Genomic DNA, 26,117 nt, shown 5'->3' on the forward strand with positions numbered 1-26,117 from the left:
TTGATTAGTAATAGTAATAACAACAAAAAAAGGATACCCTTTTTTATTGCTGTTTTAAAACCGGCTAAGAATTGTACTTCAGTATATTACTGATAGTTTGGTATATCTGGGAGATACATTTTACAGAAGCAAAAAAAGTAGTTTTATTTTCATAAAAGTATGTTTTTGAGGTTTCTGACGCAAGGATAATAGTTTTAGACGAATTTTCCTTACGGAAAGACGTAAACCATATTTTTTTATTCATTAAAATAAAAAATAGTTAGCAACTATTTTTTGAATGTAAGGATTTGTGTAAATATTTGAAGTTAAGAATCTTAATTATATTTTACACTTTCTTAAAACACAAACAAAAAATCATAACACAGTGTTAATCGTTAGCTTTATGTAACAAAAAATCATAATTTAGACCCATAATTTAACTTTAGAATACATATTAGATATATGAGTCATATAAAACCCCTCAAATTATCTGCTTTTGCATTAATCGTTTTAGCAGGTTGCACCACCACTATGCAAGCGCAGGAATCGGCAAGAAAAGATTTTATCAAAGCTCCTTTAGCCGTTGTTAAAAAAGCCCCTGTTAGCGAAAATGAATTAAAAAGATGGAGTCATCTTGATTTAATCAAAGATTCGATCCCGGGAATGAGTGTCGATAGAGCTTATGCTGAATTATTGCAAGGAAAAACCGGAAAGAAGGTGATCGTGGGAATTGTAGATTCAGGTGTCGATATCGAACATGAAGATCTGAAAGGGATGATCTGGACCAATCCCAAAGAAATTCCGGGTAACGGAATCGACGATGATAAAAACGGATTTATTGATGATGTTCACGGATGGAATTTCTTAGGAAATGCTGTTCATGAAAATCTTGAATTAACGCGTGTCGTTAAAAAAGGTGATGACGGATCTCCTGAATATAAAGAGGCTTTGGCGCAGTATACTAAAAAGTACGAAGACGCTTTAAGAGACAAGCAACAATCTGACTTTTTGTTAGAAGTTCATAAAACAATACAAAAAGAACTTAATAAAACAACTTATAAAATTGAGGATCTAAATACTATAACCTCTACAGATCCAAAAGTTGCCCAGAGTAAAGAGATCATGACTCAAATTTTAACGAATGCAGGGCCAACTTTTGACCCTGACTCTGAGTTAAAAGAGTATAGTAAGCAGGTTTACGGTCAGTTGAATTACAACTTAAATAAAGAATTTGACGGAAGAAAAATAGTAGGAGATAATCCGGAGGATATTAAAAACACACGTTACGGAAATAATATTGTTTTTGGTCCTGATAAAGAGGAAGCGCTTCACGGAACACACGTAGCCGGAATTATTGCGCAGGTTCGCGGGAATAATTTAGGAGGAGACGGAGTTAGCAATAATGTAGAAATCCTGACCGTAAGAGCTGTTCCGGATGGTGATGAATACGATAAAGATATTGCCTTAGGGATTCGCTATGCAGTAGACAACGGAGCAAAAGTGATCAACGGAAGTTTTGGAAAAAGTTTCTCTCCTCATAAAAAATGGGTGTATGATGCAATAAAATATGCAGCAAAAAAAGATGTTCTAATAGTGCATGCAGCCGGAAATGACGGATACAATATTGATGAGACCAAAAACATCAATTATCCAAACGACTCAGAAGATAACGTTAAAGAGTTTGCTGATAACGTAATCACAATTGGGGCACTTAATAAAGAATATGGCGAAACTGTTGTAGCAGGATTTTCGAACTTTGGAAAAATAAATGTAGATGTTTTTGCTCCGGGTGAAGAAATTTATGCAACAGTACCCAACAATAAGTACAAATACCTGCAAGGAACTTCAATGGCTGCTCCAAATGCAGCAGGAGTGGCAGCACTGATACGTTCGTACTATCCAAAATTAAAAGCAGCTCAGGTAAAACAAATTTTAATGGACTCAGGAGTGGCGCTTCCATCAATGGTTGTTTTGGGTGAAAACCATAATCCTGAAGCAAAACCGGTAGCGGTTTCTTCGACAGAATCTTCAAGAACAGCTAAAATGGTTAACGCTTACAATGCTTTATTGATGGCCGAAAAAATGTCTAAAAAATAAACAAAAACAGAATACTAATGTAATGGAAGAGTTCGCGCTCTTCCATTTTGATTGAAATAACCATGCGAAAAATTTTACTACTATCTTTTTTGAGTTTGAGTTTAAACTCAGCATTTGCACAAAGCGCTCCTTATTGGCAACAACATGTCGATTACAAAATGGAAGTCTCCATGGATGTAAAAAACTATCAGTACAAAGGAAAACAAGAGTTAGTGTACACAAACAACTCTCCTGATACTTTAAAGAAAGTGTATTACCATTTATTTTTAAATGCATTTCAGCCGGGAAGTGAAATGGATGCTCGTCTGCATTCTATAAAAGATCCTGATGGAAGAATGGTAAATAAAGTAAAAGGCGCAGATGGTAAAGAAACCAAACAAAGCCGAATTGAAACTTTAAAACCAAATGAAATTGGATATTTAAAAATTTCAGATTTTAAACAAGATGGAGTTTCGGCACAAACGAGAGTTTCCGGAACTATTTTAGAAGTGACTTTGGCGAAACCAATTTTACCAAATTCTAAAACAACCTTTACTTTAGATTTTGACGGACAAGTTCCGGTTCAGGTTCGTCGTACTGGACGTAATAATTCTGAAGGAGTAGAATTGTCAATGTCACAATGGTACCCAAAATTAGCCGAATTTGATTTCGAAGGCTGGCATGCAGATCCATACATCGCCAGAGAATTTCATGGCGTGTGGGGGAACTTTGATGTGAAAATTACAATCGATAAAGAGTATACTATCGGAGGTTCAGGATATTTACAAGATAAGAATCAAATAGGTCACGGTTATGAAGATGCAGGTATAACCGTTACTTATCCAAAGAAAACAAAAACGTTGACCTGGCATTTTATTGCACCAAACGTTCATGATTTTACCTGGGCAGCAGATAAAGAATACACGCATGATATTGTAAAAGGACCAAATGATGTTGATTTGCACTTCTTCTACAAAAACAATCCAAAAACAACTGCAAATTGGAAACAATTAGAACCTTTAATGGTGAAAGTAATGGATTATTACAACCACAGAGTGGGAGCATATCCGTACAAACAATACTCTTTTATTCAGGGTGGAGATGGCGGAATGGAGTATGCAATGTGTACCCTAATGCTTGGAAACGGAACTCTTGAAGGGATTTTAGGAACAGCAACTCATGAATTAGGACATTCCTGGTTTCAGCATATTTTGGCTTCAAACGAATCAAAACACCCTTGGATGGATGAAGGTTTTACTACTTACATCGAAGACAGTGCTTTGAATGAATTGAAAGGCGATAAAAAAGAAGTGAATCCGTTTAAAGGAAATTATGCTGCTTATTACAGCCTGGTTAATTCGGGAAAAGAGCAGCCACAAACCACTCATGGAGACCGTTATGATGAAAACAGACCTTACAGTATTTCTTCTTATGTAAAAGGAAGCCTTTTCTTGTCGCAATTAGAGTATGTAATTGGAAAAGACAATGTAGATGCTACTTTGAAAAGATATTACAATGATTTCAAATTCAAACACCCTACTCCAAATGATATTAAAAGATCAGCAGAGAGAGTTTCAGGAGCAGAATTAGATTGGTATTTAATCGATTGGACAGGAACTACCAATACAATTGATTATGGTATCAAAGAAGTAGCGGATAACGCAGGAAAAACCAATATCACTTTAGAAAGAATCGGAAGAATGCCAATGCCGATTGATTTAACAGTGGAATACACAGATGGTACTTCTGAAAGTTTCTATATTCCGTTACGAATGATGAACTTCATCAAGCCAAATCCAAACCCGAATGTAAAAAGAACCGTTTTAGACGACTGGGCCTGGGCACAATCGAATTATAGTTTTACAATAGACAAAAACAAAACTGCCATTAAGAAAATCACGATTGATCCAAGTGGATTAATGGCCGATGTAAAAGCAGCAAATAATGTTTATGAGGTGAAGTAATAGTCACTTAAAATATAAAAAAAGCCAAAGTTAGTTTTCTGCTAGCTTTGGCTTTTTTGCTTTTTTACAGTTAGAGTTTTTATTATGGTTTGACGCGTGATGAAGAGGAGGGATCAATAGTTTTTAAGCCATAAAATCCATAAAAGATGAAACTAAGAATTTTCTTCTAATTTTAAACGATTAAATCAGCAACAAAAGATATATTTGTAGTATATTCGCTTCAAAAATAATAAAATGACTTTTGGTACAAAGCTGCAAAAATTAAGAGGAGAAAAAAGAATGTCGCAAAAGGAGATTTCGACTATTTTGAAAGTTTCACAAACGATTTATGGAAAATGGGAAAGCGATATCTTTTATCCAACGTATAAAAACTTAAAGAAAATAGCCGCTTTATATAAGATTAGTGTAGATAGGCTGGTAGACGTTAAAGACAAAAGAAAAGCGGGGAAGATTCTAATTTCAGATAATCTGACCGCAGATCCGGTATCTTTCATTACCATATTTAAACTTCTGAAAAGAATAGAAAAGACCGTTTTATTGATCGAAAGGCAAACAGAGATCCCGGAGAAAGAAGGAGAATGAAAAAGTATTGTTTAATTTTAGAAATAAATTTTAAAAAGATACTTTTTATTAATAGATTATTTTCTCAAAAAGTAACCAGATGGAGAAGAATAGAAAAATCTTTATTCATCTGTTTAATGAGTAATATCGGTGAGCAAATGAGAAGCATAAAAAAAACGCACAATTTGTGCGTTTTTATATTTTGTAAGCAGATCTTATCCTAAATGCTCTAACATGTCTTTTGTCATGGTTTCAAGATCAAAAGTATGTTTCCAGTCCCAGTCTTCTCTTGCCTGAGAATCGTCGATACTAGCCGGCCAGCTGTCCGCAATTTTTTGGCGGAAATCAGGGTTGTAAGTTATTTCGAATTCAGGAATATGTTTCTTAATTTCTGCAGCAATTTCAGTAGGAGTAAAACTCATTGCAGCTAAATTGTAAGAAGAATGTATTTTAATTTTCTCCGCAGGTGCTTTCATGATATTAATAGTTGCATCAATTGCATCATCCATATACATCATTGGCATTTTTGTTTCCGAAGATAAAAAGCACTCGTATTTTTTATCGGCAATAGCCTTGTAAAAAATATCAACAGCGTAATCTGTAGTTCCGCCACCAGGAGGCGTCGACCAGCTGATTAAGCCCGGATAACGGATGCTTCGAACATCAACTCCGTAAATATTATGGTAGTATTCGCACCATCTTTCTCCCGCTTGTTTACTAATTCCGTAAACCGTAGAAGGCTCCATTACGGTATATTGAGGAGTGTTTTCCTTAGGTGTAGTAGGCCCGAAAACCGCAATACTGGAAGGCCAGAATATCTTTTTTATCTTTTTGGCTTTTGCTAAATTTAAAACATGAAATAATGAATTCATATTCAGATCCCAAGCAAATGCAGGGTTTTTCTCGGCTGTAGCCGATAAAAGTGCTGCCATCAGATATATATCAGTGATTTGATGCACTTCAACAAGATGCTCAATTTGGTTGAAATCTAAAGCATTGACTACTTCAAACGGACCGGAATTTACAACGTCAGTATTTAATTTTCTAATATCAGAAGCAATTACATTGTCTGTTCCGTATAGTTTGCGCAGTTTTTGAGTCAGTTCCGTCCCAATTTGACCGCAGGCACCAATGATTAATATTTTTGGATTCATTTTTTGAATAGTTTTTTTGAGAGACAAATATAACGTTTTCGCAAATGTTTTCGCTTTTAAGGAGAACAAATTATAAATTTAACAATGATAAAGATTCTTTTTTAGATTATTCGCTGTTGAATACAGAATGTAAATTATAAATTATAAGTATTTTCGATCAGAAATTCAGGATTTTTCCATAAGTCTTACAAAGTAGAATTCCTAAATTTGTTTCGGTCTAATGGCAGCTAAATAATGTAATTTGTACCGAAAATCAGAATTCGTAATTGTAAAATTACTTTGTAACTTTGTAGCTTAATGTTTTACCAAATGAAATATAAGATATCTCTTTTTTTGCTTTTTGTTTTTGTATTGAATTCATGTCAGAATGAAGATGAAAAACGTCGCGCTGAAAACGAAAAGGAAGCCAAAAAAAACGAAGTCATTTTTAATAAAATCAATAAAAGCTGGTCTTTTATCGATGAGCCAATCAACGAAATCTCGGAGCAAAAAGTGAATTCGTGGAGTGAGTGGCGTGACTTTTTGAATGAACTCAGAGATAAACCCAGAAAAACAATTGGAGCCTTTCAAAAGAAATCAACTGCGATTTCAAAAAAAGTAATGGCTTTAAACAATAATATTCCTGCAGAATTCAATATTCCACAGATCAGAAGCCGAATTTCTATTTTGATTACAAAAGTCAGAATGATGGATTTATTCATTCATCTGAATCAAATTCCTTCAGAGAAAGTGACATTTTTAATTGGTGAAATCAACAAAGAATTGGTTTCATTAGAAAGACAGATGGATGTTGTTATTGTAAAAAGTAAAATTCCGAAAGAAGAAGGTGAGGAAGATTTCTTAAGAATGTTAGATACCGCTCGTGCCATTCCAAACGAGACCACAGCTCCGATTCCGGGGAAAAATATAGATCCAAACACACCAAAAGTTGAGTAAAAACGCCTTATATACCCTGTATGATAATCTGCCAAAAAATCAGCAGATTGCCACACAATTACTGGAACAGAAACAAATAAAAATGCATCTTAACGGATTGTTAGGATCGGCAGTTTCATTTGTTTTGCGTGCTGTTTTCAAAAAATCAGAATTGCCTTTTTTAGTTGTTTTAGACAACAAAGAAGAAGCTGCTTATTATTTGAACGATCTCGAACAAATGATTGGAGAACAGGATGTGTTGTTTTATCCCGCGTCATTTCGCCGTCCGTATCAAATTGATGAAACAGACAATGCTAATGTTTTGCTTCGTGCTGAGGTTTTAAACCGAATCAATTCCCGTAAAAAACCTGCCGTAATTGTTACTTATCCCGAAGCACTTTTCGAAAAAGTAGTGACACGCAGGGAACTTGATAAAAACACTTTGAAAGTCGCTTTGAACGATAAAATTTCGATAGATTTTATCAACGAAGTCTTGTTTGAATATGAATTTAAAAGAGTCGATTTTATCACAGAACCGGGAGAGTTTTCTGTTCGAGGCGGAATTGTCGATGTATTTTCGTTTTCCAACGATCATCCGTACCGAATAGAGTTTTTTGGTAACGAAGTAGACAGTATCAGAAGTTTTGATGTAGAAACACAATTATCAGTAGAAACCCATAAAAAGATCACGATAATCCCGAATGTCGAGAACAAACTTTTTCAGGAAAACAGAGAGAGTTTCTTAGACTATATTGCCGAGAGAACCGTTTTGTTTATTCAAAATACAGAAGGACTTTTCACTCAGTTAGACAAACAATTCGTAAGAGCCGAAGAAGCTTTCGAGAAACTTTCAAAAGAAATAAAAAGGGCTGAACCTGAGAAACTATTCTTAAATCAGAGCTCATTTATCAAACGGGCGCTAGATTTTTCAATAGTCGAATTGGCTTCAAAACCTGTTTTCAAGACCACCAAAACATTCGATTTTCATATTCATCCGCAGCCATCCTTCAATAAACAATTTGATTTGCTGCTGAATAACCTGAGCGACAATCACTTTAACGGATATAAAAATTATCTGTTCTGTTCGAATGAAACTCAGGCCAAGCGTTTTCATGATATTTTCGAAACTTTAGACGAAGCTAATTCCGAGAACATTCGAAAACAATATCATACGGTTGTATTGCCTTTGTATCAGGGATTTATTGATGAAGAAAGTCAGATTACAGCCTATACCGATCACCAAATTTTTGAGCGTTATCATAAATTTAATATCAAAAACGGTTATTCGAAAAAGCAGAATATTACGCTTAAGGAATTAACCGCGCTTTCGGTTGGTGATTATGTAACGCATATCGATCACGGAATTGGAAAATTTGGCGGCCTGCAGAAAATTCAGGTTGAAGGTAAAACGCAGGAAGCTATAAAATTGGTTTATGCCGATAATGATATTGTGTATGTGAGTATTCACTCGCTTCATAAAATCTCCAAATACAACGGAAAGGACGGAACTCCTCCAAAAATCTATAAACTGGGATCAAACGCCTGGAAAGTTTTAAAACAAAAAACCAAAGCGCGGGTTAAACATATTGCCTTCAATTTAATTCAGTTGTATGCGAAACGACGTCTGGAAAAAGGTTTTCAGTTTGCACCGGACAGTTATTTGCAGAATGAATTAGAAAGTTCATTTATATACGAAGACACGCCCGACCAAACTAAATCGACTCAGGAAGTCAAAGCGGATATGGAAAGCGATCGTCCGATGGATCGTTTAGTTTGTGGTGATGTAGGTTTTGGAAAAACAGAGGTAGCGATACGTGCGGCGTTTAAGGCAGTAGACAATAGTAAACAGGTAGCCGTTTTGGTTCCGACCACCATTTTGGCTTACCAGCATTACCGTACGTTTTCAGAACGTTTGAAAGACATGCCGGTTACCATTGGTTATATGAACCGCTTTAGAACCGCCAAACAGAAAGCGCAAACTTTAAAAGATTTAGCAGAAGGGAAACTGGATATTGTGATTGGAACACACCAATTAGTCAATAAAAATGTAGTTTTTAAAGACCTTGGTTTATTGATTGTCGACGAGGAACAAAAGTTTGGAGTAAACGTAAAAGATAAACTTAAGACCATTGCTGCGAATGTCGATACCCTAACATTAACGGCAACGCCAATCCCGAGAACGCTTCAGTTTTCATTAATGGCAGCGAGGGATTTGTCTGTTATTACGACCCCTCCGCCAAACCGATATCCTATAGAAACCAATGTTGTTGGGTTTAATGAAGAAATAATCCGTGATGCCATTTCGTATGAAATTCAGCGTAACGGACAGGTTTTCTTCATCAATAACCGAATCGAAAATATAAAAGAAGTTGCCGGTATGATTCAGCGTTTGGTCCCAAATGCCAGAGTTGGAATCGGTCACGGACAAATGGAAGGAGCCAAACTCGAAGAATTAATGCTGGGTTTCATGAACGGCGATTTTGATGTTCTGGTAGCCACAACCATCATCGAAAGTGGTTTGGACGTACCAAATGCCAATACCATTTTCATCAACAATGCCAATAATTTTGGATTGTCTGATTTGCATCAAATGCGAGGAAGAGTAGGTCGAAGCAATAAAAAAGCATTTTGTTATTTCATCTGTCCGCCTTATTCCTCTATGACCGAAGATGCCAGAAAACGTATTCAGGCTTTAGAGCAGTTTAGCGAATTAGGTAGCGGTTTTAACATTGCGATGAAAGATCTTGAAATTCGTGGTGCAGGAGATTTACTGGGTGGAGAACAAAGTGGTTTCATTAATGAAATTGGATTTGATACCTACCAAAAAATCATGAATGAGGCCATCGAAGAATTGAAGGAGAATGAATTCAAGGACTTATATCCGGAAGAGAACGATATCGAAACCAAGGAATATGTAAAAGATCTGCAAATTGATACTGATTTTGAGCTATTGTTTTCTGATGAATACATCAACAATGTCACCGAACGTTTGAGTTTATACAACGAGTTGGGCGGTGTGAAAAATGAGGAAGAACTGGTAATTTTTCAAAATAAACTAATTGACCGTTTCGGACCAATGCCGCCACGTGCCAATGCTTTGATGAATAGTATTCGCATCAAATGGATTGCAACAAGTGTAGGTATTGAGAAGTTAGTGATGAAAAAAGGTAAAATGATTGGTTATTTCGTCTCAGACCAGCAATCAGATTATTACCAGTCCAAACGTTTTCATAAAGTGATCAAATTTGTACAAACCCATAGTAATCTTTGTCAGATGAAAGAAAAACAAACGCCTAACGGTTTACGTCTTTTATTGACTTTTGACAATGTAAAATCGACCAAACGAGCATTGGAGTTGATGGAGTTACTGGGAGAATAACAATTTTAAAAGGTATAATATTCTAAACCCGACAGATTTTTGAAATCTGTCGGGTTTTATTTTTAGATTTAATTTTTCAGGTCCTTAATTACTTTAAAAGCAACATCAACCTGATCTTCTCCAACTAAGATGGTAAATTCGTTTGAAGTCGAAATTACCTCATTGATGATAATTCCTTCCCAGGCCAAACGCTGGAAAATGAAATAGTAAATTCCGGGAACCACGATGTTTTCTTTTGGCAATTTTACAGTTATAGAGGCCAGGTTGTCTAATTTCTGAATAAGTTTCTCGCGCATAAAATGTTTTTCAACCAAGTGATTTACGCTACTGCTTACTACAATATTAGTTTCGTTTACCCCACGTGATGAGGTGTAAAAGATATCAGATAAAGCATTAATGTCAGAAATTAAATCAGCCTGTTTGTTCAGAACAGTTTCGGAAGCGGCAAAAGTATAGTCCGTCAATTCAGATCGAACCGTGATTTCGCCAATATTCTTGATTACTTTATTGATTTTATGATTCAGTTTAAAATCCAGTTCTTCTGTGAGTCGTTTCAATGACATTACAACAGCGCCTTGTTTTACTTCCTTACCAAACTCACTTTCTAATTCGGTCATAATGTTCCGCGAAAGAGAAGTAAGGTTAATAATTCCAAGTGATAACGCATTTAATAAAAAGGGTTTTGTTTTAATGTAATTTTCGACGATTGAAGAAACGGTTTTCATAGTTTTTTTCTTTTTTTTTGTAACTTAATTGGTTTGTTGTAGTTAATTTTGTGTTATAAAACTTCGCGAATATAAATAAAAGAACAATTTGTTACAAATATAACAAGGTAAAATTATGTTAAAAATGGAAAAAAGCGTCTGTAATGTGTTCAATTGCAAATGATTCCTTGTTTTTGTGTATCGCAATGATGTCAAAACGGACTTCAATATCCATTTTCCTATCGTTTATATAGGCATTTACGGCTTTTACCAGCAGTTGAATCTTTTTAGGTTTCACAAAATCCTGTGGTAAACCAAAGCTTAAACTTGATCTTGTTTTGACTTCAATAACGGCCAAAATAGATTCTTTTTCGGCGATAATATCAATTTCGGCCTTTTGAAAAGTCCAGTTTCGATCGAGAATTTTATAGCCATTTTGCTCGAGGTATTCTACAGCGAGATCTTCACCTTTTTTTCCAAGTTCGTTGTGTTCTGCCATCTTTTAATTATGAATTGCGAGTTGTGATTTTTTTATGCAGTAATGAGCAATTTGCACGCAAAGACGCGAAGTTGCAAAGAAAGGAATATAACTTTGCGACTTCGCGTTTTTGCGAGATTACGATATGTGGTATTTGAAGTTCTTTAGAGAAAAAATCTCAGATGCTATTATTTTTTAAAGGTAAGAGAACTTCCGGATGCATTTACATCAATAGTAACGGTACTTCCCATTATTAAGGCCCTATTATCCTGAATGTGTCCGGCTGGGAAATTAAAAATTACGGGAATATTGTACTTTTTGGTCACATCATCTACAATTTCTACCGCATTTTTCCCCCATGGAACTTCGTTATCCTTCATTTTGGTCATACCTCCAACAACAATTCCTTTTAGGTTTTCGATACATCCATTGCGTCTTAAATTCATCATCATACGATCGATATGATACAGATATTCGTCCAGATCTTCAAGGAATAAAATTTTATCCTTACAGTCAATTGCCGAAGGAGAACCTAATAAACTGTATAAAATAGATAGATTTCCCCCCACTAACTCCCCGGTTGCTTTTCCAAAGCGGTTCATTTTATCCGGAGCAATACTATAGGAAATAGGTTCACCAAACAAGGCAGATTTCATTGAACTGATCGCAGCAGGAGTAGCTCTTGGAACCGTTACTGGCATGATCCCGTGAATGGACTGATAGCCCATCGTATTCAAATGATTGTGCAGAACGGTAACGTCACTAAAACCAACAATCCATTTTGGGTGTTGTTTGAATTTGGTAAAATCAAGTAAATCGATCATCCTCACTGTTCCGTAGCCACCGCGAACACACCATATTGCTTTGATATTTGGATTGTCTAACTGTTTTTGAAAATCGGCAGCACGTTGTTCATCTGTACCGGCCAGTTGATTAAAATCCAAACCAATAGTACTTCCAACTACAGCCTCAAGTCCCCAGCTGTGTAATAAATCTATAGTAGGTTTCAGATTGTCATCTATATTTTTTCTAGCCGTTGCTAAAATGGCTACAGTATCTCCTTTTTGTAAATAAGGTGGTGTTATCATGTTTTGTTGTGATTGACAGTGGATGGATTGTAAAGCAAAAATAAGAAATACGAGTTTATAAATAGAAAAGTAGTTTCTGTGGTATTGACGGGTGCTCGCTTTCATGTTTTTCTGCTAATTCATTCGTAAAGATAAAACAAATATAAATATTTTTAAAAACAAAATCATTAGAAAATTCTTACAATATGGTTTAATTGTTTAAATTGAACCTTTTAAAGAGTTAAGTTTATGAGAGTAATTTCTTTTCAATTCAGTAGTATCGTTTTTTTATCTTTTACAATTCTGCAGGCACAGCCAAAAAAATATGCTATCCATACTATCGCATTTTATAACTTTGAGAATCTCTTCGATATTAATGATGATGTCAATACCAACGATGACGAATGGACACCTAATGGGACTCAGCATTGGACGATGGAAAAATACGAACAGAAATTAAAAAACCTGTCCAAAGTTTTGTCTGAAATTGGAAGGCCGGATAACTCAAATGCTCCGGTACTCATTGGTGGTGCCGAGATTGAAAATCGCACGGTTCTCGAAGATCTGGTGAAACAACCAAGTTTACTTCCTTTTGACTATGGGATCATTCATTTTGATTCGCCGGATAAACGAGGAATAGATGTTGCACTTTTATATCAGAGAAAATACTTTAGACCCACGTCATATTCCAATATTCCGCTGCGTATTTATCTTAAAAAAAATGCAGATAAAGAAGAGGAGATTCAGCAACCGGAAGATGATATTGAGATTAAAACTGATAATAAGAATCGGGTTTTTACCAGAGATCAGCTTTTAATTTCAGGATTTTTAGAAGGAGAGGAAATTCATATTATTGTCAATCACTGGCCGTCCAGATCGGGAGGGGAGAAAGCAAGCAGTATTTTTCGGGAAGCTGCCGGAAGTTTAAACAGAAGAATTATCGATTCGCTACAGCAAATAAACCTCCATGCTAAAGTGATTACAATGGGCGATTTGAATGATGGGCCCTTTAATAAAAGTGTAAAAACTGTTTTGGGTGCAAAGACAAAAAAATCAGAAGTGGAGGAATTCGGGCTTTTTAATCCCTTTGCGGCAATGCTCGATAAAGGTTTAGGTACAATTGCATTTAGAGATTCCTGGGATATTTTTGATCAGATCATCATTACAAAGTCACTTATACAAGCTGATTTTTTGACTTTTAACTTTTGGAAAGCGGGAATTTTCAATAAAACTTTTCTGGTTCAGAGCTCAGGACCGTATAAAGGGTATCCGTTACGGCATAGTTTGACAGAAGTTGGATTTAGTGATCATTTTCCGGTTTATATATATTTAATCAAAGAAGTGAAGTAAGTTTTAGTTTACAGTCTCAGTTTTCGGTCCCAGTCTTAGTTGATCACTGTAAACTGTAACTGCGACCGCGACTAAAAACGGGCACTGAGACTGAAAACTTTTCCTTAACTTAGCTACTTAGAAACTTACTACCTTTAAAAATGGCAATAGCAAAACCTTTCAATCTAACAAAGTGGATCGATGAGAACCGTCATTTACTAAAACCTCCCGTTGGGAATAAAAATCTTTATGTTGATTCCGGTGATTATATCGTGATGATTGTTGCAGGTCCGAATGCCCGAAAAGATTATCATTATAATGAAACCGAAGAGCTTTTTTATCAGCTGGAAGGCAGTATAAAAGTGATTATTCAGGAAGATGGTGAACGAAAGGAAATGGATTTACATGCAGGTGATATGTATCTTCATCCGGCTAAAGTTCCCCATTCACCGGTTCGTTCCGAAGGCTCAATAGGATTGGTAATCGAACGCAAACGTGCAGGATTAGGGTATACTGACGGATTGCTTTGGCATTGTGATCATTGCAATCATAAACTCTATGAAGTGTTTTTTGAATTGCATAATATAGAAAAAGATTTTCTGCCGCATTTCGAACATTTTTATAATTCGTTAGAGTTGAGAACCTGCGATAATTGCGGAACTGTAATGGAATCGGATCCCAGATTTGTGGCGAAGAAATAAAAGTATACTTATTCAACCCGACAGGTTTTCAAAACCTGTCGGGTTTTGTTTTTATGGCAAATAAATAATTTACATTCATATTTGGTGTATATTTGTATTATAAACGATGTAAAAAACATATCAAAAATGATACAAGAAATAATTACATACATGAATATTGTAAATAGTATTGAAAATTTAATTGATACATCTCCATATAAAAAAAATTATATTATCGAGAAAGTTGGTATTCCAAGTCCGACTTTCTATCGAAAACTAAAATCTCAGACTTTCACTCCGGATGAAGTATTGTCTATAGCAAAAATACTTTCTCCCGAAGAAAATTTCAGATTAGAGCTCAAGGCTGATATTGAACAAGCCAAACGAGAGTTTGAAGAGGGTAATTTTATGACACATGAAGACATGTTACTTGAATTAAAGAGTAATGGAATAATTTAAAAAAGGTCTAAAATTGTTGCCGGTCTTTGACGGTTATCATAAAACCGAATTAAATGAATGAAGTCCTCGTTAATTACATAATAGAGTGATATATGTTTTGTAATAAATATTTCATTACATTCTAAATCATACCTAAACTTTCCTAAATGGGGATTTTTCGAAATTAAATTAGTACTTCGTAAAACTTCATTCACAAATTTTTGTGCGATTTCAGTATTTCTATATTGAATTAAATAATTACGTGTTGTATAAAAAGTATATTTAGCTTTTGTTGACCAAACAATTTTCATTATTAAAAAATTAGTTCAGTAAATTTATAAAAAAATACCTACAAAATAATTTACAATTCAAATCTTTTTCCTTGTTCAGGATAAATAATTTTAATCTTTAAGTCATTTTGTTTTTGCAGCTGCTCTTTTAGTTTTGTAATATTCTTAACAGGTGGTTTGAGATGAGTCACGATAATAGGGAAACCATTCAAAGTACCTTTTCCTGCTAATTCTTCTAAAACATGAAGCTCTTTCATGAGATAATTTGGAGTAAGATGTCCGAATAAAAATTGATCCGGTTGTTCATTTGGGAAGGAAACCTCGATAAAAATACCTTTTAATTGTTTGCTTTTAACCAAAGGCGCAACTGAAGTCCAGAGCGACTTTAATTTGTCGTTTTTCTCTACAGCATCAGGACCGGTATCGCCCAGATAGAGAATATACGATTCTCCATTTTTAATTAAGAAGGCAGTGCTTTCAAACGGATTCACATGACTCAACGGAAATGCTTTTGCCGTCATCGTGGTATTGGTAACCGGAATTTCTTCTCCGATATTTAAAGTCTGGAAATGGTATTTTTTTAATGGAGTTCCGGGGCCTTTATCTCCAAAATTGGCCCAGGTCTGATCGTTGAAGTAATGGTTTTCCATTATTTCCATACATTTTTCAGTGGCATAAACCGTCTTGGAAGAATCAGCAGGAGAGTTGATTATTAAACCTGAAACATGATCCAAATGTGCATGAGAAATAAAATACCCTTTGATGTATTTTCGTAAAACTTCGCTGGTTGAAACTTTAAAAACCTTGTTTTCAATTGCTTTTTCAATTCCGGCATTCACAGTTCCGGCATCTAAACAGATAAAATCATTGGTGTGAGTAGGGGCAACTAAATAAGCAGAAAGATTCTTCTCATCTATTCCTCCTTTTATGCCTAACGGAACCACCTGAAAGGAAGATTTTTGTTCTTTTTGAGAAAATACATGAACGGAAAGCAAAAGAAAACAGATTAAAAATCGGTTAAGAATAGACATATTAGAGTAATTTTAGTGCCACAAATTTCATCAATTAAGACGAATAAATCATGATAGAAAGCTGTAATTCATTTTAATTAAAGCTAAATTTACCTGATTTTAACAAATTAGTTTGGTCTATTTTCGGTCCGAAATAATATCTTTACATAAAAATATAACAATTTTAACAAAAAAAGTTACAATGACAACAATAGCATCACAGTTTGGAATGAATGAGGCTCTGGAAAAATTGGGCATCAAATCAATAAACGAAGGAACATCAACGGGGCTGGAGAATTTTTCTTCAGGAGAAATTTTAAACAGCTTTTCACCGGTTGATGGAAAATTAATAGCATCAGTAAAAATGTCGACGCCTGAGGATTATGAAAAAGTTATGCAGGCAGCTACAGAAGCTTTTAAAAGTTTTCGTTTAATTCCTGCACCACAACGTGGAGAAATTGTGCGTCAGTTTGGACAAAAGCTTCGTGACAATAAAGAAGCGCTTGGTAAGTTGGTTTCCTACGAAATGGGTAAATCATTGCAAGAAGGTTATGGTGAAGTGCAAGAAATGATTGATATTTGTGATTTTGCAGTGGGTTTATCGCGTCAGCTTCACGGATTAACGATGCATTCAGAAAGACCGGGACACCGTATGTACGAACAATACCATTCGTTAGGAGTTGTGGGAATCATTTCGGCGTTTAACTTTCCGGTAGCGGTTTGGTCGTGGAATACAGCTTTGGCATGGATTTCCGGAGATGTTTGTGTTTGGAAACCTTCTGAAAAAACACCTCTTTGCGGAATTGCCTGTCAGAACATTATCGCTCAGGTGATCAAAGAGAATAATTTACCGGAAGGGATCTCTTGTTTGATCAACGGCGATTATAAAATAGGAGAATTAATGACAGCCGATACCAGAATCCCGTTAGTTTCGGCTACAGGTTCAACCCGAATGGGGAAAATTGTAGCACAGGCAGTTGCCGGACGTTTAGGGAAATCATTGTTAGAGTTAGGAGGAAACAATGCTATTATTGTAACTCCGGATGCCGATATTAAAATGACCGTTATTGGTGCTGTTTTCGGAGCTGTGGGTACAGCAGGACAGCGTTGTACTTCAACACGCCGACTAATTATTCACGAAAGTATTTATGATAAAGTAAAGGATGCTTTGGTTGCTGCTTATAAACAACTAAGAATTGGTAACCCATTAGACGAGAACAATCACGTTGGACCACTTATTGATACACATGCGGTGGAGCAGTATGCTAAAGCTTTAAACAAAGTGGTTGCCGAAGGAGGAAAAATCCTCGTGGAAGGCGGAGTGCTTTCAGGTGAAGGTTACGAAAGCGGCTGTTATGTAAAACCTGCAATTGCGGAGGCTCAAAATTCATTTGAAATTGTACAGCACGAAACATTTGCTCCGGTGTTATATTTGATTAAATATTCGGGAGAAGTGGATAACGCTATCGATTTTCAAAATGGAGTTGCTCAGGGATTATCATCAGCAATTATGACAAATAATTTGCGTGAAGCAGAAAGATTTTTATCAGTAGTGGGTTCTGATTGCGGAATTGCGAATGTAAATATCGGAACTTCCGGTGCTGAAATTGGAGGTGCTTTTGGTGGAGAAAAAGAAACCGGAGGCGGTCGTGAGTCAGGATCTGATGCCTGGAAAATTTACATGCGTCGTCAGACCAATACAATCAATTATACAACGAGTCTGCCTTTGGCACAAGGAATTAAATTTGATTTGTAATATTTAATAAATTCAATTAGAAACCGCTTATTTCATTTGTTCCAAATAAGCGGTTTTTTTAGGTCCAATTTATAGAGCTTTGTTTATTTTTGATTGAAAATTGGTATTAAATGGATCGAAAAATACTTTTATTGTTTTTGACAGCTTTTATGATAAGTTGTAGTAAAAAATCAGATGAAAAAACGGCAGTAGCGATTAAAGATACGTTGAATCAAAACACTTTTGAAGGAGAAGAGGACGGGTATGAAAGTGATGAATCTATAGTAACTTTAAAAGAACTTCAGTTTCCAAAAAGAGGAAAAAGTATCCAGGATTTTGTTTTAGAACCTTGCGAAATAAAAATGCAAGCGGAAGGATTTTTAAATGATGACAACCTAAAAGATGTTGTAATTGTTTTGCAGAATACTAATGATAGCGCAGACTCACGTCCAACTTTGGTGCTTTTGCAGCAAGAAAGCGGAGGATATAAATTACAAGACCTTTCATGGGAAGCAGTAGGTCCGGAATATCCAGATTATTTTAGACTTGGAGATATTTCTATAGATTCTGAAAAGAAATTGCATATTTTGCTTGAGGGAATGGGACCAGCTGGTAATAGAGAAGCTGTATATAAGTATATAGATGATAAATTAGTTCTTATTAGTATTGGTACTTTTCATTCAGGTGCAGGTTCGTGGCTTACGAGTGAATATGATCTTATTTCAGGCAAATATGATCATGAAGTTACGAATACATTGCATGATAGTATGCCAAGTGAACATCAAATAGGAGAATTTAAATTGAAACGACAAATGTTATTTGCAAGAGATAATCCGGATACAATTGTAGAGACTCTTCCGCAGGCCAATTGGTAAATTAAAAGTATATTATTTAAGATTTTGAAAATATAAAAGGCTTCCAAATTTGGAAGCCTTTTTGAATTTTAAACTATTGAGCGCTTTATTTTTTTAGAACAGTTTGATTGAACGAGCCTTCATTAGTATAAACTTTTACCAAGTAGGTACCCGAAATTAAATTACTTACATCAATGCTTTCTACATTTTTGCCAACACTTTTTACTAAAGTTCCTGACATATTGTACACCTGAACTTTTTCGATACTTTGCACTGATTCGGAGAAGTATAAAACATCAGCAACCGGATTTGGATATAAAATCACTTTTGAAGTTTTTGATTCTGATGTGATTTCTGATGATGTTTGTGCCGTTCTTAATGTACTTCCGCTATTGTAATCCGTGCTGATGTAGAATAAATTGGCAACAGAACCTTTTGTAATGGTATTGGAACCCGTAGGAATTGAAGCCGTCACAATTCCGGCCGATGCAGTGTACGAGACATTGTTTACTTTGATCGTTCCGGTAAAGTTAGAGTCGAAAACCAATGTCAGAGTAGAAGGACTCGCAGTAGTATAGGTAATGGTAGTACTTGATTCTATTTTGAGACGTGCTGTAAGAGTTAATCCCGCATAGGTTATTGATCCGTTAGTTGAATTCATATTTCCGGTAATGGTGTAAAATGAACTTGTTTTTCCGGATGTTGTAAAGTTATGAATCTCATCTCCGGCAGGTGTTCCGGTAGTAACGGTAATAGTTCCTGAACCCGTTGCCGGAGTTCCTGTTCCGGTAGTTGCGATAGAGTATGAAACAGTAGCCGTCGGAGTTCCGGTAATGGTGATTGTTTTGGCGCTGGTATTTTTTACAAAACTAATTCCTGAAGCTGGCAAACCGGTAACTGTAGCATCTGTCGCATTTCCTCCCCAGGTGAAAACAATCGTTGCAATTGCGTTTCCGCTGGCAACCGTTTGACTGTTATTGTTTGTGGATGTCAGTGTTTGCGTGCCGGCTGTGGTTACCGTAATAGTTCCTGTACCCGTTGCCGGAGTTCCTGTTCCGGTAGTTGCGATAGAGTAGGAAATATTAGCCGTTGGAGTTCCGGTAATGGTGATTGTTTTGGCGGTGGCATTTTTTACAAAACTAATTCCTGATGTCGGCAAACCTGTAACCGTTGCATCTGTTGCGTCGCCTCCCCAGGTGAAAACAATTGTTCCAATAGCAGTACCGCTGGTTACAGTTTGATTGTTATTGGAAGTTGAAGTTAGGGTTTGAGAACTTGTAGGCGGATTGCCTTCCCCTTGTACAGCAACCAAAGTCCCTGTGTAATTGGTAAGTGTCGATTTAAGTGCCGTGATTACTGTTGAAGAAGTATCATCGATACTATTGTTAAATGTCCATTTTAAATCACCTCCCGAAACACGTCCGGCGTATTGAGTTGCTTTTGTTTTAGCAGTCGCCGGTTGTTCGATGGTTAAATTTTTTACGTAAAGCGTAGCATCGGTATCAAAATTATTATAAGTATTGGCTCCGGATTTAGATTTAACAGCGCTGCTTACTGTTTCTCCCCTTGTTGTGGCAACATAAGCATCGAAGTCGGTTGTGGAGCTAATTTTTCCTGAAATATTGTATAACGGATTAGGATCATTGTAGGCTACAAAACGCATGCTATTAGTTCCGTTTGAAGCGTCAAAAGTATTGTTGAAAGCTTTAATTGATCCTCCAGCTTCACCTGAAAAGGTTCCCATAGTTCCGGCATTGTTTACCTGATTGGTTTCGTCCCAGATATCAGTTCCCTGCAAAGAAGTTAACATGGGATGTTTACTGTTTCGGAAGTAGTTTCCTTCCACGAATAACGAAGATCCTAACGTAGAACCCGAACCGTATTTGGCTACACCATCAAAATAATTGTTGTAAATGTGGGCCGAATAATAACGCACACGAGGATGACGCGAATCAGAGTGATCGAACCAGTTGTGGTGATAGGTGATGTACAAACCGCTTGTAGTGCCTTCGCTCAAACCTAAAAGACTTGCTTTTCCGTTGTCCCAAAAGTGATTGTAAGACAGAGTAATGTAAGTTGACGTTTTATTGTCTAAAGCTCCGTCTCCTTTAATTTGATCAGCATCGCTTCCCGCATTTCCGTAGAACAAATCACAGTTGTGCACCCAAACGTGGTCATTGTCTTGCTGCATGCCAACATTGTCACCTGCGGTACTGTTGCAGTTCATAAATCCAAGATTACTTACTTCAATGTTTGATGCCGATTTCAAACGTACGCCCCAGCCATTGGCAACAGCATCATTTCCAATTCCTTCGATCGTAAGATAACTGGCTGCATTGTTGGCATTTTCAATAACAACATCTCCGCCTTCCATCACAGACATGTCGGTAATATTTCCAATTAAACGAATGATAAACGGACGTGTATCTTTTCCTTTTTTGATGGCATACAATATGTTTTGTAAACCAACGCAAGGGTTTGCACTGGCTCCGGTGATATTCATCGAAATAGTGTTTTTGGTATTTTGCGTGATGTATAAAATAACCGCATTGTCTTTCGGAGTTCCGTCAGATTTGTATCCTCCCGGAACGCGTCCGCCCTCAAAAGCAAATCCATTACGATCTTGGGCAGCAACGGTTAACGAACCTGTTGTTGAACCGGTACCTTCTGCACCCGAAATGACTGGTTTGATTTTAACGGTATAAGATCCCGCTTTTAAACCCGGAATGTCTGCACGAAAATAACTTCCGTAACTTCTGATCAATTGGTCGTCAATTTTTTTATCGGTGACTCCATTACCGGAGTAATACACATTGTAGGTTTGTGCATTGCTTACAGGTTGCCATTTAACAAATGCCGATTCAAGCCAACCCGAGGATTCGGTAATTTGAACTTGTTGTGCCCATAAGGGAACTGTAAGCAGTAAAAGCAGCAGAATAAGTAGGTTTTTTTTCATAATTGTGGTTTTTTGGTTAATAAAGTTTCTTGTGATTTTTTGGGTATTGATTCAATAAACAAATTTGTAATCGATTACACAAAAATATATTATTTTTCGATATGTGTAAAATATTTGTTATAAAAAAGGAAAAACAATAAAAAATTGTGCTTTTGAATATTGATAATGTAATAAATTGCATTAATTGTAATTTATTACATAAATACGATAGGTTTTGTGAAGTAGCATTTTTATTGCATTTGTGAGCATAATGGAGAGAAGAAAACAAATGCAATAAAACCAAAATATTAGATTTATAACATTTTGAGTAATTTATGTTATAGCGATAAAAAAGTCGTGTTTTGTGATTTAAAAGTCGTCTTTTCTACAGCTGTTGATACCTTTTGAGTTTGAAAATTATATCGATTTTACTTATTTTTTAGTCGAATGTTTTCTGATATAATGCCGGTGTAATATGAAAATAGTACAATACAATTGGACTATATTGAATATACAATCGGTATTGATCGTTTTTGAGATGAAAAAAGAAGTATTAAAGGTGTCTGTCAATTTCCGCAGTATTGATTAGATGAAGTTTTAAAGCAGACTGAAAGCTTAAAAACAGTAGTATAGTTTAACTTGGAGTTGGCATTATCCTGAAGGGGTAAGAGCAAAAAAAAAGCCTTTTGAATATTTCAAAAGGCTTTGGTTATGAGAAAAAGAAAGAATTAATCTTTGCTTGATAATTTTGACAATAGTCGTAAGAATTCGATGTACAACCAAACTAGTGTGATAATTAATCCCATTGCACCATACCATTCCATGAATTTTGGCATTCTTTGCTGTACTCCTTTTTCGATCTGATCAAAGTCTAAGAATAAGTTTAACGCAGCAATAATAATAACAAAAACACTAATTCCGATACTCATCATTGAATTTCCATAGTGAACCGGAGTCCAGCTTGTGAATAAAGAAACTAACCATGAAATTAAATAATAGGTAGCAATTGCTAATGTTGCCGCAACAACTACTGACTTAAATTGCTCTGTTACTTTTACAATTCTGAATTTATATAAACCAAGGCATACTAAAAAAGTAACCAGAGTTGCTCCAACGGCGTTAATTACAATTCCGGGATATTTGGCTTCAAAGATGGCTGAAATTCCTCCAATGAATAGTCCCTCAAATAAAGCATAACCAGGAGCTAAATAAGGAGAAGCCTGAGGTTTGAAGGCTGAAATTATAACTAAAATTAGTCCAATGATGGCACCACCAATAGCAGGCAGCATCACATTCATACCATTAAATGCCATCCACCACGTTACCATAGCCGATCCGCATAAAATTAAAAACAAGATGGCCGTTTTGTTGATTGTACCAGACAAAGTCATCTCCTGATTGTAGTCGATAATTTGTGCCTGATGTACTTCTTCAGCTTTTGAAACAGCATTAGAGGAAAAACGCTTGTTGCTTAAAAATGGATTTTTTGAATTAAAGTTCATAATGTAATTGGTTTTAAAAACTTATCAAATATAATCGATATTTTTTGATGTGCCTTGATTCCTATAGAATTTTTAACAATTCGGAGCATTTGTTTTGAAGCATTATTCTTCTAAATAAAAAAGCCGTCAATTAAGTATTGACGGCTCGTATTTTGATATTGAAATTCTTATTTTAAAAGATCTAAAACTAAAGAAGGGAATAAACCTAAAGCAATGTTCAAGGCAATTGAAATAACAGCAACGGCATAAATAAGGAAAGGTTTTCCGGTACGCTCCTGATTCGGTTCTTTAGAGTACATCGCTAAGATTAGTTTGAAATAGTATCCAACACTAATAATTGAATTGATAACCGCTACAATTACCAGAGCAATATATCCTGCCTGAATGGTTTGGTTGAACAAGAATAATTTAGCAAAGAAACCAGAGAAAATAGGAATACCGGCCATAGACAACAACGAACCTGTAAGGATTGCTGCCAATAAAGGATTTGTTTTTCCTAAACCGTGAAAGTTCGTGATATCTTCGTTATCCTGATTTTTGCACACATATAAAACAACACTAAATGCAGCGATTCCGGCCAATGCATAAGCAGCTGTGTAGTACAATAAAACACCTGCTGAGGTTGCTATCGTTAATAAAGTCATCAACATAAAACCGGCATGCGAGATTCCTGAGAATGCCAGCATACGTTTTACATTTACCTGACGTAATGCCATTATATTTCCAACAGTCATAGAAGCGATTGAAACGATTACAACAATAGTTTCAAAAGTTCCTAAAAGATCCTGATTGTCTAGTGATGGAATGAAATTCAATGCAGAAACCAATTTATAAAGAGTAGCGATCGCTACAACTTTTGCCAAGGTACTCATTAAAGCAGTAGTTAATGCAGGAGAACCTTCGTAAACATCCGGAGCCCAGAAATGAAACGGAACCGCTGCTACTTTGAACAACATACCAATAATCATCAAAATCATTCCGATTGGGAACCAGATTGGCAATTCGGCAGATAAAGAGACTTCGTGGATTTCAGCTACATCAAAAGTTCCCATTGCTCCGTAGATCAAACAAATTCCGAACAAAATGATTCCTGATGCGAAAGATCCCATTAAGAAATATTTCATACCCGCCTCATTACTTTTTAGATTCAAACGATCGCTCGCAGCCAAAACGTAAAGAGCAATAGACAGAATTTCAATTCCTAAGAAGAACATTGCTAAGTTTCCGAAAGAAACCATAGCCACTCCCCCGGCTAATAAAAATACTTTGATCGCAACGAAATCGGAGATTTTGGTTGGATGATTTTCGTAAAAATTATGACTTAATGCTACCAGGAAAATGGTCAACACAATAAACAACGATGAAAATGTGACAGAGAACTTACTCACTGTAATCATATTGTTATAGTAACTTGCTGTTGATCCGAATTCGTAAAAGTTAAGCGCCAAAACACCTAGTAAACCAATGATGGTAATAGGAACAATGGCCTTTCTTAAATTAAGAATTTCAAACAATAGGCAAAAAATACCCAATCCTGTTATAGCTATTAATGTATTCATTTTTGTTTTTTTGATTTAGGAAATCTAAAACTAATGATGCCCTAATTTATTTTTATTTAAAATATTTTTTAATTTTTATTGATAACGTTCAGAATCGTTTCTAAACTTGGTGTAATCAAATCTGTAATTGGTTTTGGATAGAATCCGAAGAAAATCAACACTGCAATAATCGCTACTAATGAAATTCCTTCATTAACAGAAACGTCAGCAAAAGTTTTCGAATTGGTTTCTCCCAACATTACATTTTGAAACATTTTAAGCATATAATAAGCTCCTAAAATAATAGTAGTTCCACCTAAAACAGCAAACCAGATATTAATTTGAGAAAGACTATACAAAACAGTAAATTCTCCAACAAAGTTAAAAGTACTTGGTAAAGCAACAGAAGCCAATACCAAAATTAAAAACATTGAAGTGAATTTTGGAGATTGTGTACGAATACCGCCTAATTGTGAAATTTCTCTGGTTTCGTATCTTCTGAAGATAATTTCGGCAGCATAGAACAAACCTACTACCACAAAACCGTGAGCAATCATTTGCAATACAGCTCCACGTAAACCGTCAATAGTTAGGGTGTAAGTTCCCGCAGCAATTAAACCAACGTGCGCCAAAGACGAGTAAGCTAACAATTTCTTCAGATCTTTTTGTCTTAAAGCTACAATTGATCCGTAGATCACACCAGCAATTCCAAGAGCGATAAAGATGTTCATGTATTCTTTTGCAGCCAATGGTGCAAGGGGTAATTGCCAACGAATAACACTGTACAATCCCATTTTTAACATGATACCGGATAAAAGCATCGTTCCAACAGTTGGTGCTTTTTGGTATACATTTGCCTGCCAGGTATGGAAAGGAATAATTGGAATTTTAATAGCATAAGCAAGGAAGAAAGCTAAGAATATCCATAATTGCTCGCAAGCTGATAAATTTAATTTGTACAAATCTTCGATTAAGAAGCTTCCGGCTTTTTGATACAGGTAGATAAAAGCAACTAACATGAACAAGGAACCTGCCAGCGTGTAGATAAAGAATTTAACTACTGCTTTTCTGCGTTCTTCGGCATCACCATTACCCCAGATAAGGGCAATAAAGTAAATTGGAATAAGCGCCAACTCCCAGAAAATATAATATAAAAGACCGTCTGCTGCCAGGAACGTTCCTGTCATAGCAAAAGCCATAAATAAAATTAGAGCATAAAAACCTTTGGCATTTTTGTATTCGTTACCAAAAGAAGAGAATATAATAATTGGTGTTAAAGCTACAGTAAGCAAAAGCATCGCCATACCTAAACCATCTGCGTTAAGAGCAAATGAAATTTTAGGCTGAGTAATCCAGGTATTAATCAGGCTGATATTCTCACCAGCTGAAAAATGATTTAATAAAACAATTGAACAACCTAAAGCCGCCAAACTAAAGAACAAAGCTACTTTTGATGCTAGCTTGTCACCAACAAAATAAGTGGCAAATGCACCAATTAGAAGAATAATTAATATAAGAGAAACGTTCAT

The 26,117-nt window shown here is 35.7% G+C and carries 19 protein-coding genes; 10 read left to right on the top strand and 9 right to left on the bottom strand.

Annotated elements, in window-relative coordinates; all coding sequences use genetic code 11:
* The first annotated feature begins 441 nt into the window (after positions 1-441).
* The 3 genes from B0A80_RS05695 to B0A80_RS05705 all read left to right on the top strand — a co-directional run bounded on the left by B0A80_RS05695 (position 442) and on the right by B0A80_RS05705 (position 4,601).
* Positions 442-2,076, top strand: a complete 1,635-nt coding sequence (locus tag B0A80_RS05695; protein WP_089076701.1) for a S8 family peptidase — start codon at positions 442-444, stop codon at positions 2,074-2,076.
* Positions 2,077-2,138: 62 nt separating this feature from the next.
* The gene (locus tag B0A80_RS05700; RefSeq protein WP_070906129.1) at positions 2,139-4,019 is read left to right on the top strand and encodes a M1 family metallopeptidase; all 1,881 of its coding nucleotides are present in this window, start codon (positions 2,139-2,141) and stop codon (positions 4,017-4,019) included.
* A 234-nt stretch (positions 4,020-4,253) separates the two neighbouring features.
* Positions 4,254-4,601: a helix-turn-helix domain-containing protein gene (locus B0A80_RS05705; RefSeq protein ID WP_089076702.1), complete on the top strand. Its 348-nt coding sequence runs from the start codon at positions 4,254-4,256 to the stop codon at positions 4,599-4,601.
* Positions 4,602-4,795: 194 nt separating this feature from the next.
* Here B0A80_RS05705 and B0A80_RS05710 read toward each other — a convergent pair whose 3' ends face one another.
* Positions 4,796-5,734 carry an L-threonine 3-dehydrogenase gene (locus B0A80_RS05710; protein WP_017494581.1) on the bottom strand — a complete coding sequence of 313 codons (939 nt, stop codon included), beginning with the start codon at positions 5,732-5,734 and terminating at the stop codon, positions 4,796-4,798.
* Positions 5,735-6,043: 309 nt separating this feature from the next.
* Between B0A80_RS05710 and B0A80_RS05715 the strand changes: the two genes are divergently transcribed.
* Both B0A80_RS05715 and mfd read left to right on the top strand, forming a co-directional pair.
* Complete coding sequence (locus B0A80_RS05715) at positions 6,044-6,670, top strand: hypothetical protein (protein ID WP_017494582.1); 627 nt, start codon at positions 6,044-6,046, stop codon at positions 6,668-6,670.
* Positions 6,663-10,028 (top strand): transcription-repair coupling factor, encoded by a 3,366-nt coding sequence (mfd, locus tag B0A80_RS05720; protein WP_089076703.1) that lies wholly within the window; start codon positions 6,663-6,665, stop codon positions 10,026-10,028. Before B0A80_RS05715 ends, mfd begins: the two co-directional genes overlap by 8 nt.
* Before the next feature lie 68 nt (positions 10,029-10,096).
* On the opposite strand, the gene B0A80_RS05725 is transcribed toward mfd, so the two are convergent.
* From B0A80_RS05725 to B0A80_RS05735, 3 genes are all read right to left on the bottom strand, one after another.
* Positions 10,097-10,753, bottom strand: a complete 657-nt coding sequence (locus B0A80_RS05725; RefSeq protein WP_008466087.1) for a hypothetical protein — start codon at positions 10,751-10,753, stop codon at positions 10,097-10,099.
* A 118-nt stretch (positions 10,754-10,871) separates the two neighbouring features.
* Entirely contained in the window at positions 10,872-11,231 is a 360-nt protein-coding gene (locus tag B0A80_RS05730) for a YraN family protein (RefSeq protein WP_089076704.1), read from the bottom strand.
* A gap of 167 nt (positions 11,232-11,398) precedes the next feature.
* Positions 11,399-12,298: a S66 peptidase family protein gene (locus B0A80_RS05735; RefSeq protein WP_089076705.1), complete on the bottom strand. Its 900-nt coding sequence runs from the start codon at positions 12,296-12,298 to the stop codon at positions 11,399-11,401.
* A 228-nt stretch (positions 12,299-12,526) separates the two neighbouring features.
* Between B0A80_RS05735 and B0A80_RS05740 the strand changes: the two genes are divergently transcribed.
* From B0A80_RS05740 to B0A80_RS05750, 3 genes are all read left to right on the top strand, one after another.
* The gene (locus B0A80_RS05740) at positions 12,527-13,627 is read left to right on the top strand and encodes an endonuclease/exonuclease/phosphatase family protein (protein WP_089076706.1); all 1,101 of its coding nucleotides are present in this window, start codon (positions 12,527-12,529) and stop codon (positions 13,625-13,627) included.
* Positions 13,628-13,767: 140 nt separating this feature from the next.
* Positions 13,768-14,307, top strand: coding sequence for a 3-hydroxyanthranilate 3,4-dioxygenase (locus B0A80_RS05745; protein WP_089076707.1), 540 nt, complete (start codon positions 13,768-13,770; stop codon positions 14,305-14,307).
* 126 nt (positions 14,308-14,433) lie between these two features.
* Positions 14,434-14,745: a hypothetical protein gene (locus tag B0A80_RS05750; RefSeq protein WP_070906122.1), complete on the top strand. Its 312-nt coding sequence runs from the start codon at positions 14,434-14,436 to the stop codon at positions 14,743-14,745.
* A gap of 340 nt (positions 14,746-15,085) precedes the next feature.
* Here B0A80_RS05750 and B0A80_RS05760 read toward each other — a convergent pair whose 3' ends face one another.
* Entirely contained in the window at positions 15,086-16,045 is a 960-nt protein-coding gene (locus B0A80_RS05760; RefSeq protein WP_089076709.1) for an MBL fold metallo-hydrolase, read from the bottom strand.
* A gap of 181 nt (positions 16,046-16,226) precedes the next feature.
* Here B0A80_RS05760 and amaB point away from each other — a divergent pair, with 181 nt between their 5' ends.
* Together amaB and B0A80_RS05770 are read left to right on the top strand one after the other, a co-directional pair.
* The gene (amaB, locus tag B0A80_RS05765; RefSeq protein WP_017494592.1) at positions 16,227-17,780 is read left to right on the top strand and encodes an L-piperidine-6-carboxylate dehydrogenase; all 1,554 of its coding nucleotides are present in this window, start codon (positions 16,227-16,229) and stop codon (positions 17,778-17,780) included.
* A 110-nt stretch (positions 17,781-17,890) separates the two neighbouring features.
* Positions 17,891-18,634 carry a hypothetical protein gene (locus B0A80_RS05770; protein WP_070906119.1) on the top strand — a complete coding sequence of 248 codons (744 nt, stop codon included), beginning with the start codon at positions 17,891-17,893 and terminating at the stop codon, positions 18,632-18,634.
* Between the two features lie 85 nt (positions 18,635-18,719).
* Here B0A80_RS05770 and B0A80_RS05775 read toward each other — a convergent pair whose 3' ends face one another.
* The 4 genes from B0A80_RS05775 to B0A80_RS05790 all read right to left on the bottom strand — a co-directional run bounded on the left by B0A80_RS05775 (position 18,720) and on the right by B0A80_RS05790 (position 26,117).
* Positions 18,720-21,569 (bottom strand): pectate lyase family protein, encoded by a 2,850-nt coding sequence (locus B0A80_RS05775; protein WP_089076710.1) that lies wholly within the window; start codon positions 21,567-21,569, stop codon positions 18,720-18,722.
* A gap of 707 nt (positions 21,570-22,276) precedes the next feature.
* Positions 22,277-23,050 carry a Bax inhibitor-1/YccA family protein gene (locus B0A80_RS05780; protein WP_089076711.1) on the bottom strand — a complete coding sequence of 258 codons (774 nt, stop codon included), beginning with the start codon at positions 23,048-23,050 and terminating at the stop codon, positions 22,277-22,279.
* Between the two features lie 167 nt (positions 23,051-23,217).
* The gene (locus B0A80_RS05785; RefSeq protein ID WP_070906116.1) at positions 23,218-24,609 is read right to left on the bottom strand and encodes an NADH-quinone oxidoreductase subunit N; all 1,392 of its coding nucleotides are present in this window, start codon (positions 24,607-24,609) and stop codon (positions 23,218-23,220) included.
* A gap of 68 nt (positions 24,610-24,677) precedes the next feature.
* Entirely contained in the window at positions 24,678-26,117 is a 1,440-nt protein-coding gene (locus B0A80_RS05790; RefSeq protein ID WP_017494597.1) for a complex I subunit 4 family protein, read from the bottom strand.

Origin of the sequence: Flavobacterium tructae (assembly GCF_002217475.1) — a bacterium.
Lineage (GTDB): Bacteria > Bacteroidota > Bacteroidia > Flavobacteriales > Flavobacteriaceae > Flavobacterium > Flavobacterium tructae.

Excerpts from the sequence above, each read along its gene's own strand:
- B0A80_RS05695 (WP_089076701.1), top strand. The coding sequence starts at position 442 with ATGAGTCATATAAAACCCCTCAAATTATCTGCTTTTGCATTAATCGTT.
- B0A80_RS05700 (WP_070906129.1), top strand. The coding sequence starts at position 2,139 with ATGCGAAAAATTTTACTACTATCTTTTTTGAGTTTGAGTTTAAACTCA.
- B0A80_RS05705 (WP_089076702.1), top strand. The coding sequence starts at position 4,254 with ATGACTTTTGGTACAAAGCTGCAAAAATTAAGAGGAGAAAAAAGAATG.
- B0A80_RS05710 (WP_017494581.1), bottom strand. The coding sequence starts at position 5,734 with ATGAATCCAAAAATATTAATCATTGGTGCCTGCGGTCAAATTGGGACG.
- B0A80_RS05715 (WP_017494582.1), top strand. The coding sequence starts at position 6,044 with ATGAAATATAAGATATCTCTTTTTTTGCTTTTTGTTTTTGTATTGAAT.
- B0A80_RS05725 (WP_008466087.1), bottom strand. The coding sequence starts at position 10,753 with ATGAAAACCGTTTCTTCAATCGTCGAAAATTACATTAAAACAAAACCC.
- B0A80_RS05730 (WP_089076704.1), bottom strand. The coding sequence starts at position 11,231 with ATGGCAGAACACAACGAACTTGGAAAAAAAGGTGAAGATCTCGCTGTA.
- B0A80_RS05735 (WP_089076705.1), bottom strand. The coding sequence starts at position 12,298 with ATGATAACACCACCTTATTTACAAAAAGGAGATACTGTAGCCATTTTA.
- B0A80_RS05740 (WP_089076706.1), top strand. The coding sequence starts at position 12,527 with ATGAGAGTAATTTCTTTTCAATTCAGTAGTATCGTTTTTTTATCTTTT.
- B0A80_RS05745 (WP_089076707.1), top strand. The coding sequence starts at position 13,768 with ATGGCAATAGCAAAACCTTTCAATCTAACAAAGTGGATCGATGAGAAC.
- B0A80_RS05750 (WP_070906122.1), top strand. The coding sequence starts at position 14,434 with ATGATACAAGAAATAATTACATACATGAATATTGTAAATAGTATTGAA.
- B0A80_RS05760 (WP_089076709.1), bottom strand. The coding sequence starts at position 16,045 with ATGTCTATTCTTAACCGATTTTTAATCTGTTTTCTTTTGCTTTCCGTT.
- amaB (WP_017494592.1), top strand. The coding sequence starts at position 16,227 with ATGACAACAATAGCATCACAGTTTGGAATGAATGAGGCTCTGGAAAAA.
- B0A80_RS05770 (WP_070906119.1), top strand. The coding sequence starts at position 17,891 with ATGGATCGAAAAATACTTTTATTGTTTTTGACAGCTTTTATGATAAGT.
- B0A80_RS05775 (WP_089076710.1), bottom strand. The coding sequence starts at position 21,569 with ATGAAAAAAAACCTACTTATTCTGCTGCTTTTACTGCTTACAGTTCCC.
- B0A80_RS05780 (WP_089076711.1), bottom strand. The coding sequence starts at position 23,050 with ATGAACTTTAATTCAAAAAATCCATTTTTAAGCAACAAGCGTTTTTCC.
- B0A80_RS05785 (WP_070906116.1), bottom strand. The coding sequence starts at position 24,609 with ATGAATACATTAATAGCTATAACAGGATTGGGTATTTTTTGCCTATTG.
- B0A80_RS05790 (WP_017494597.1), bottom strand. The coding sequence starts at position 26,117 with ATGAACGTTTCTCTTATATTAATTATTCTTCTAATTGGTGCATTTGCC.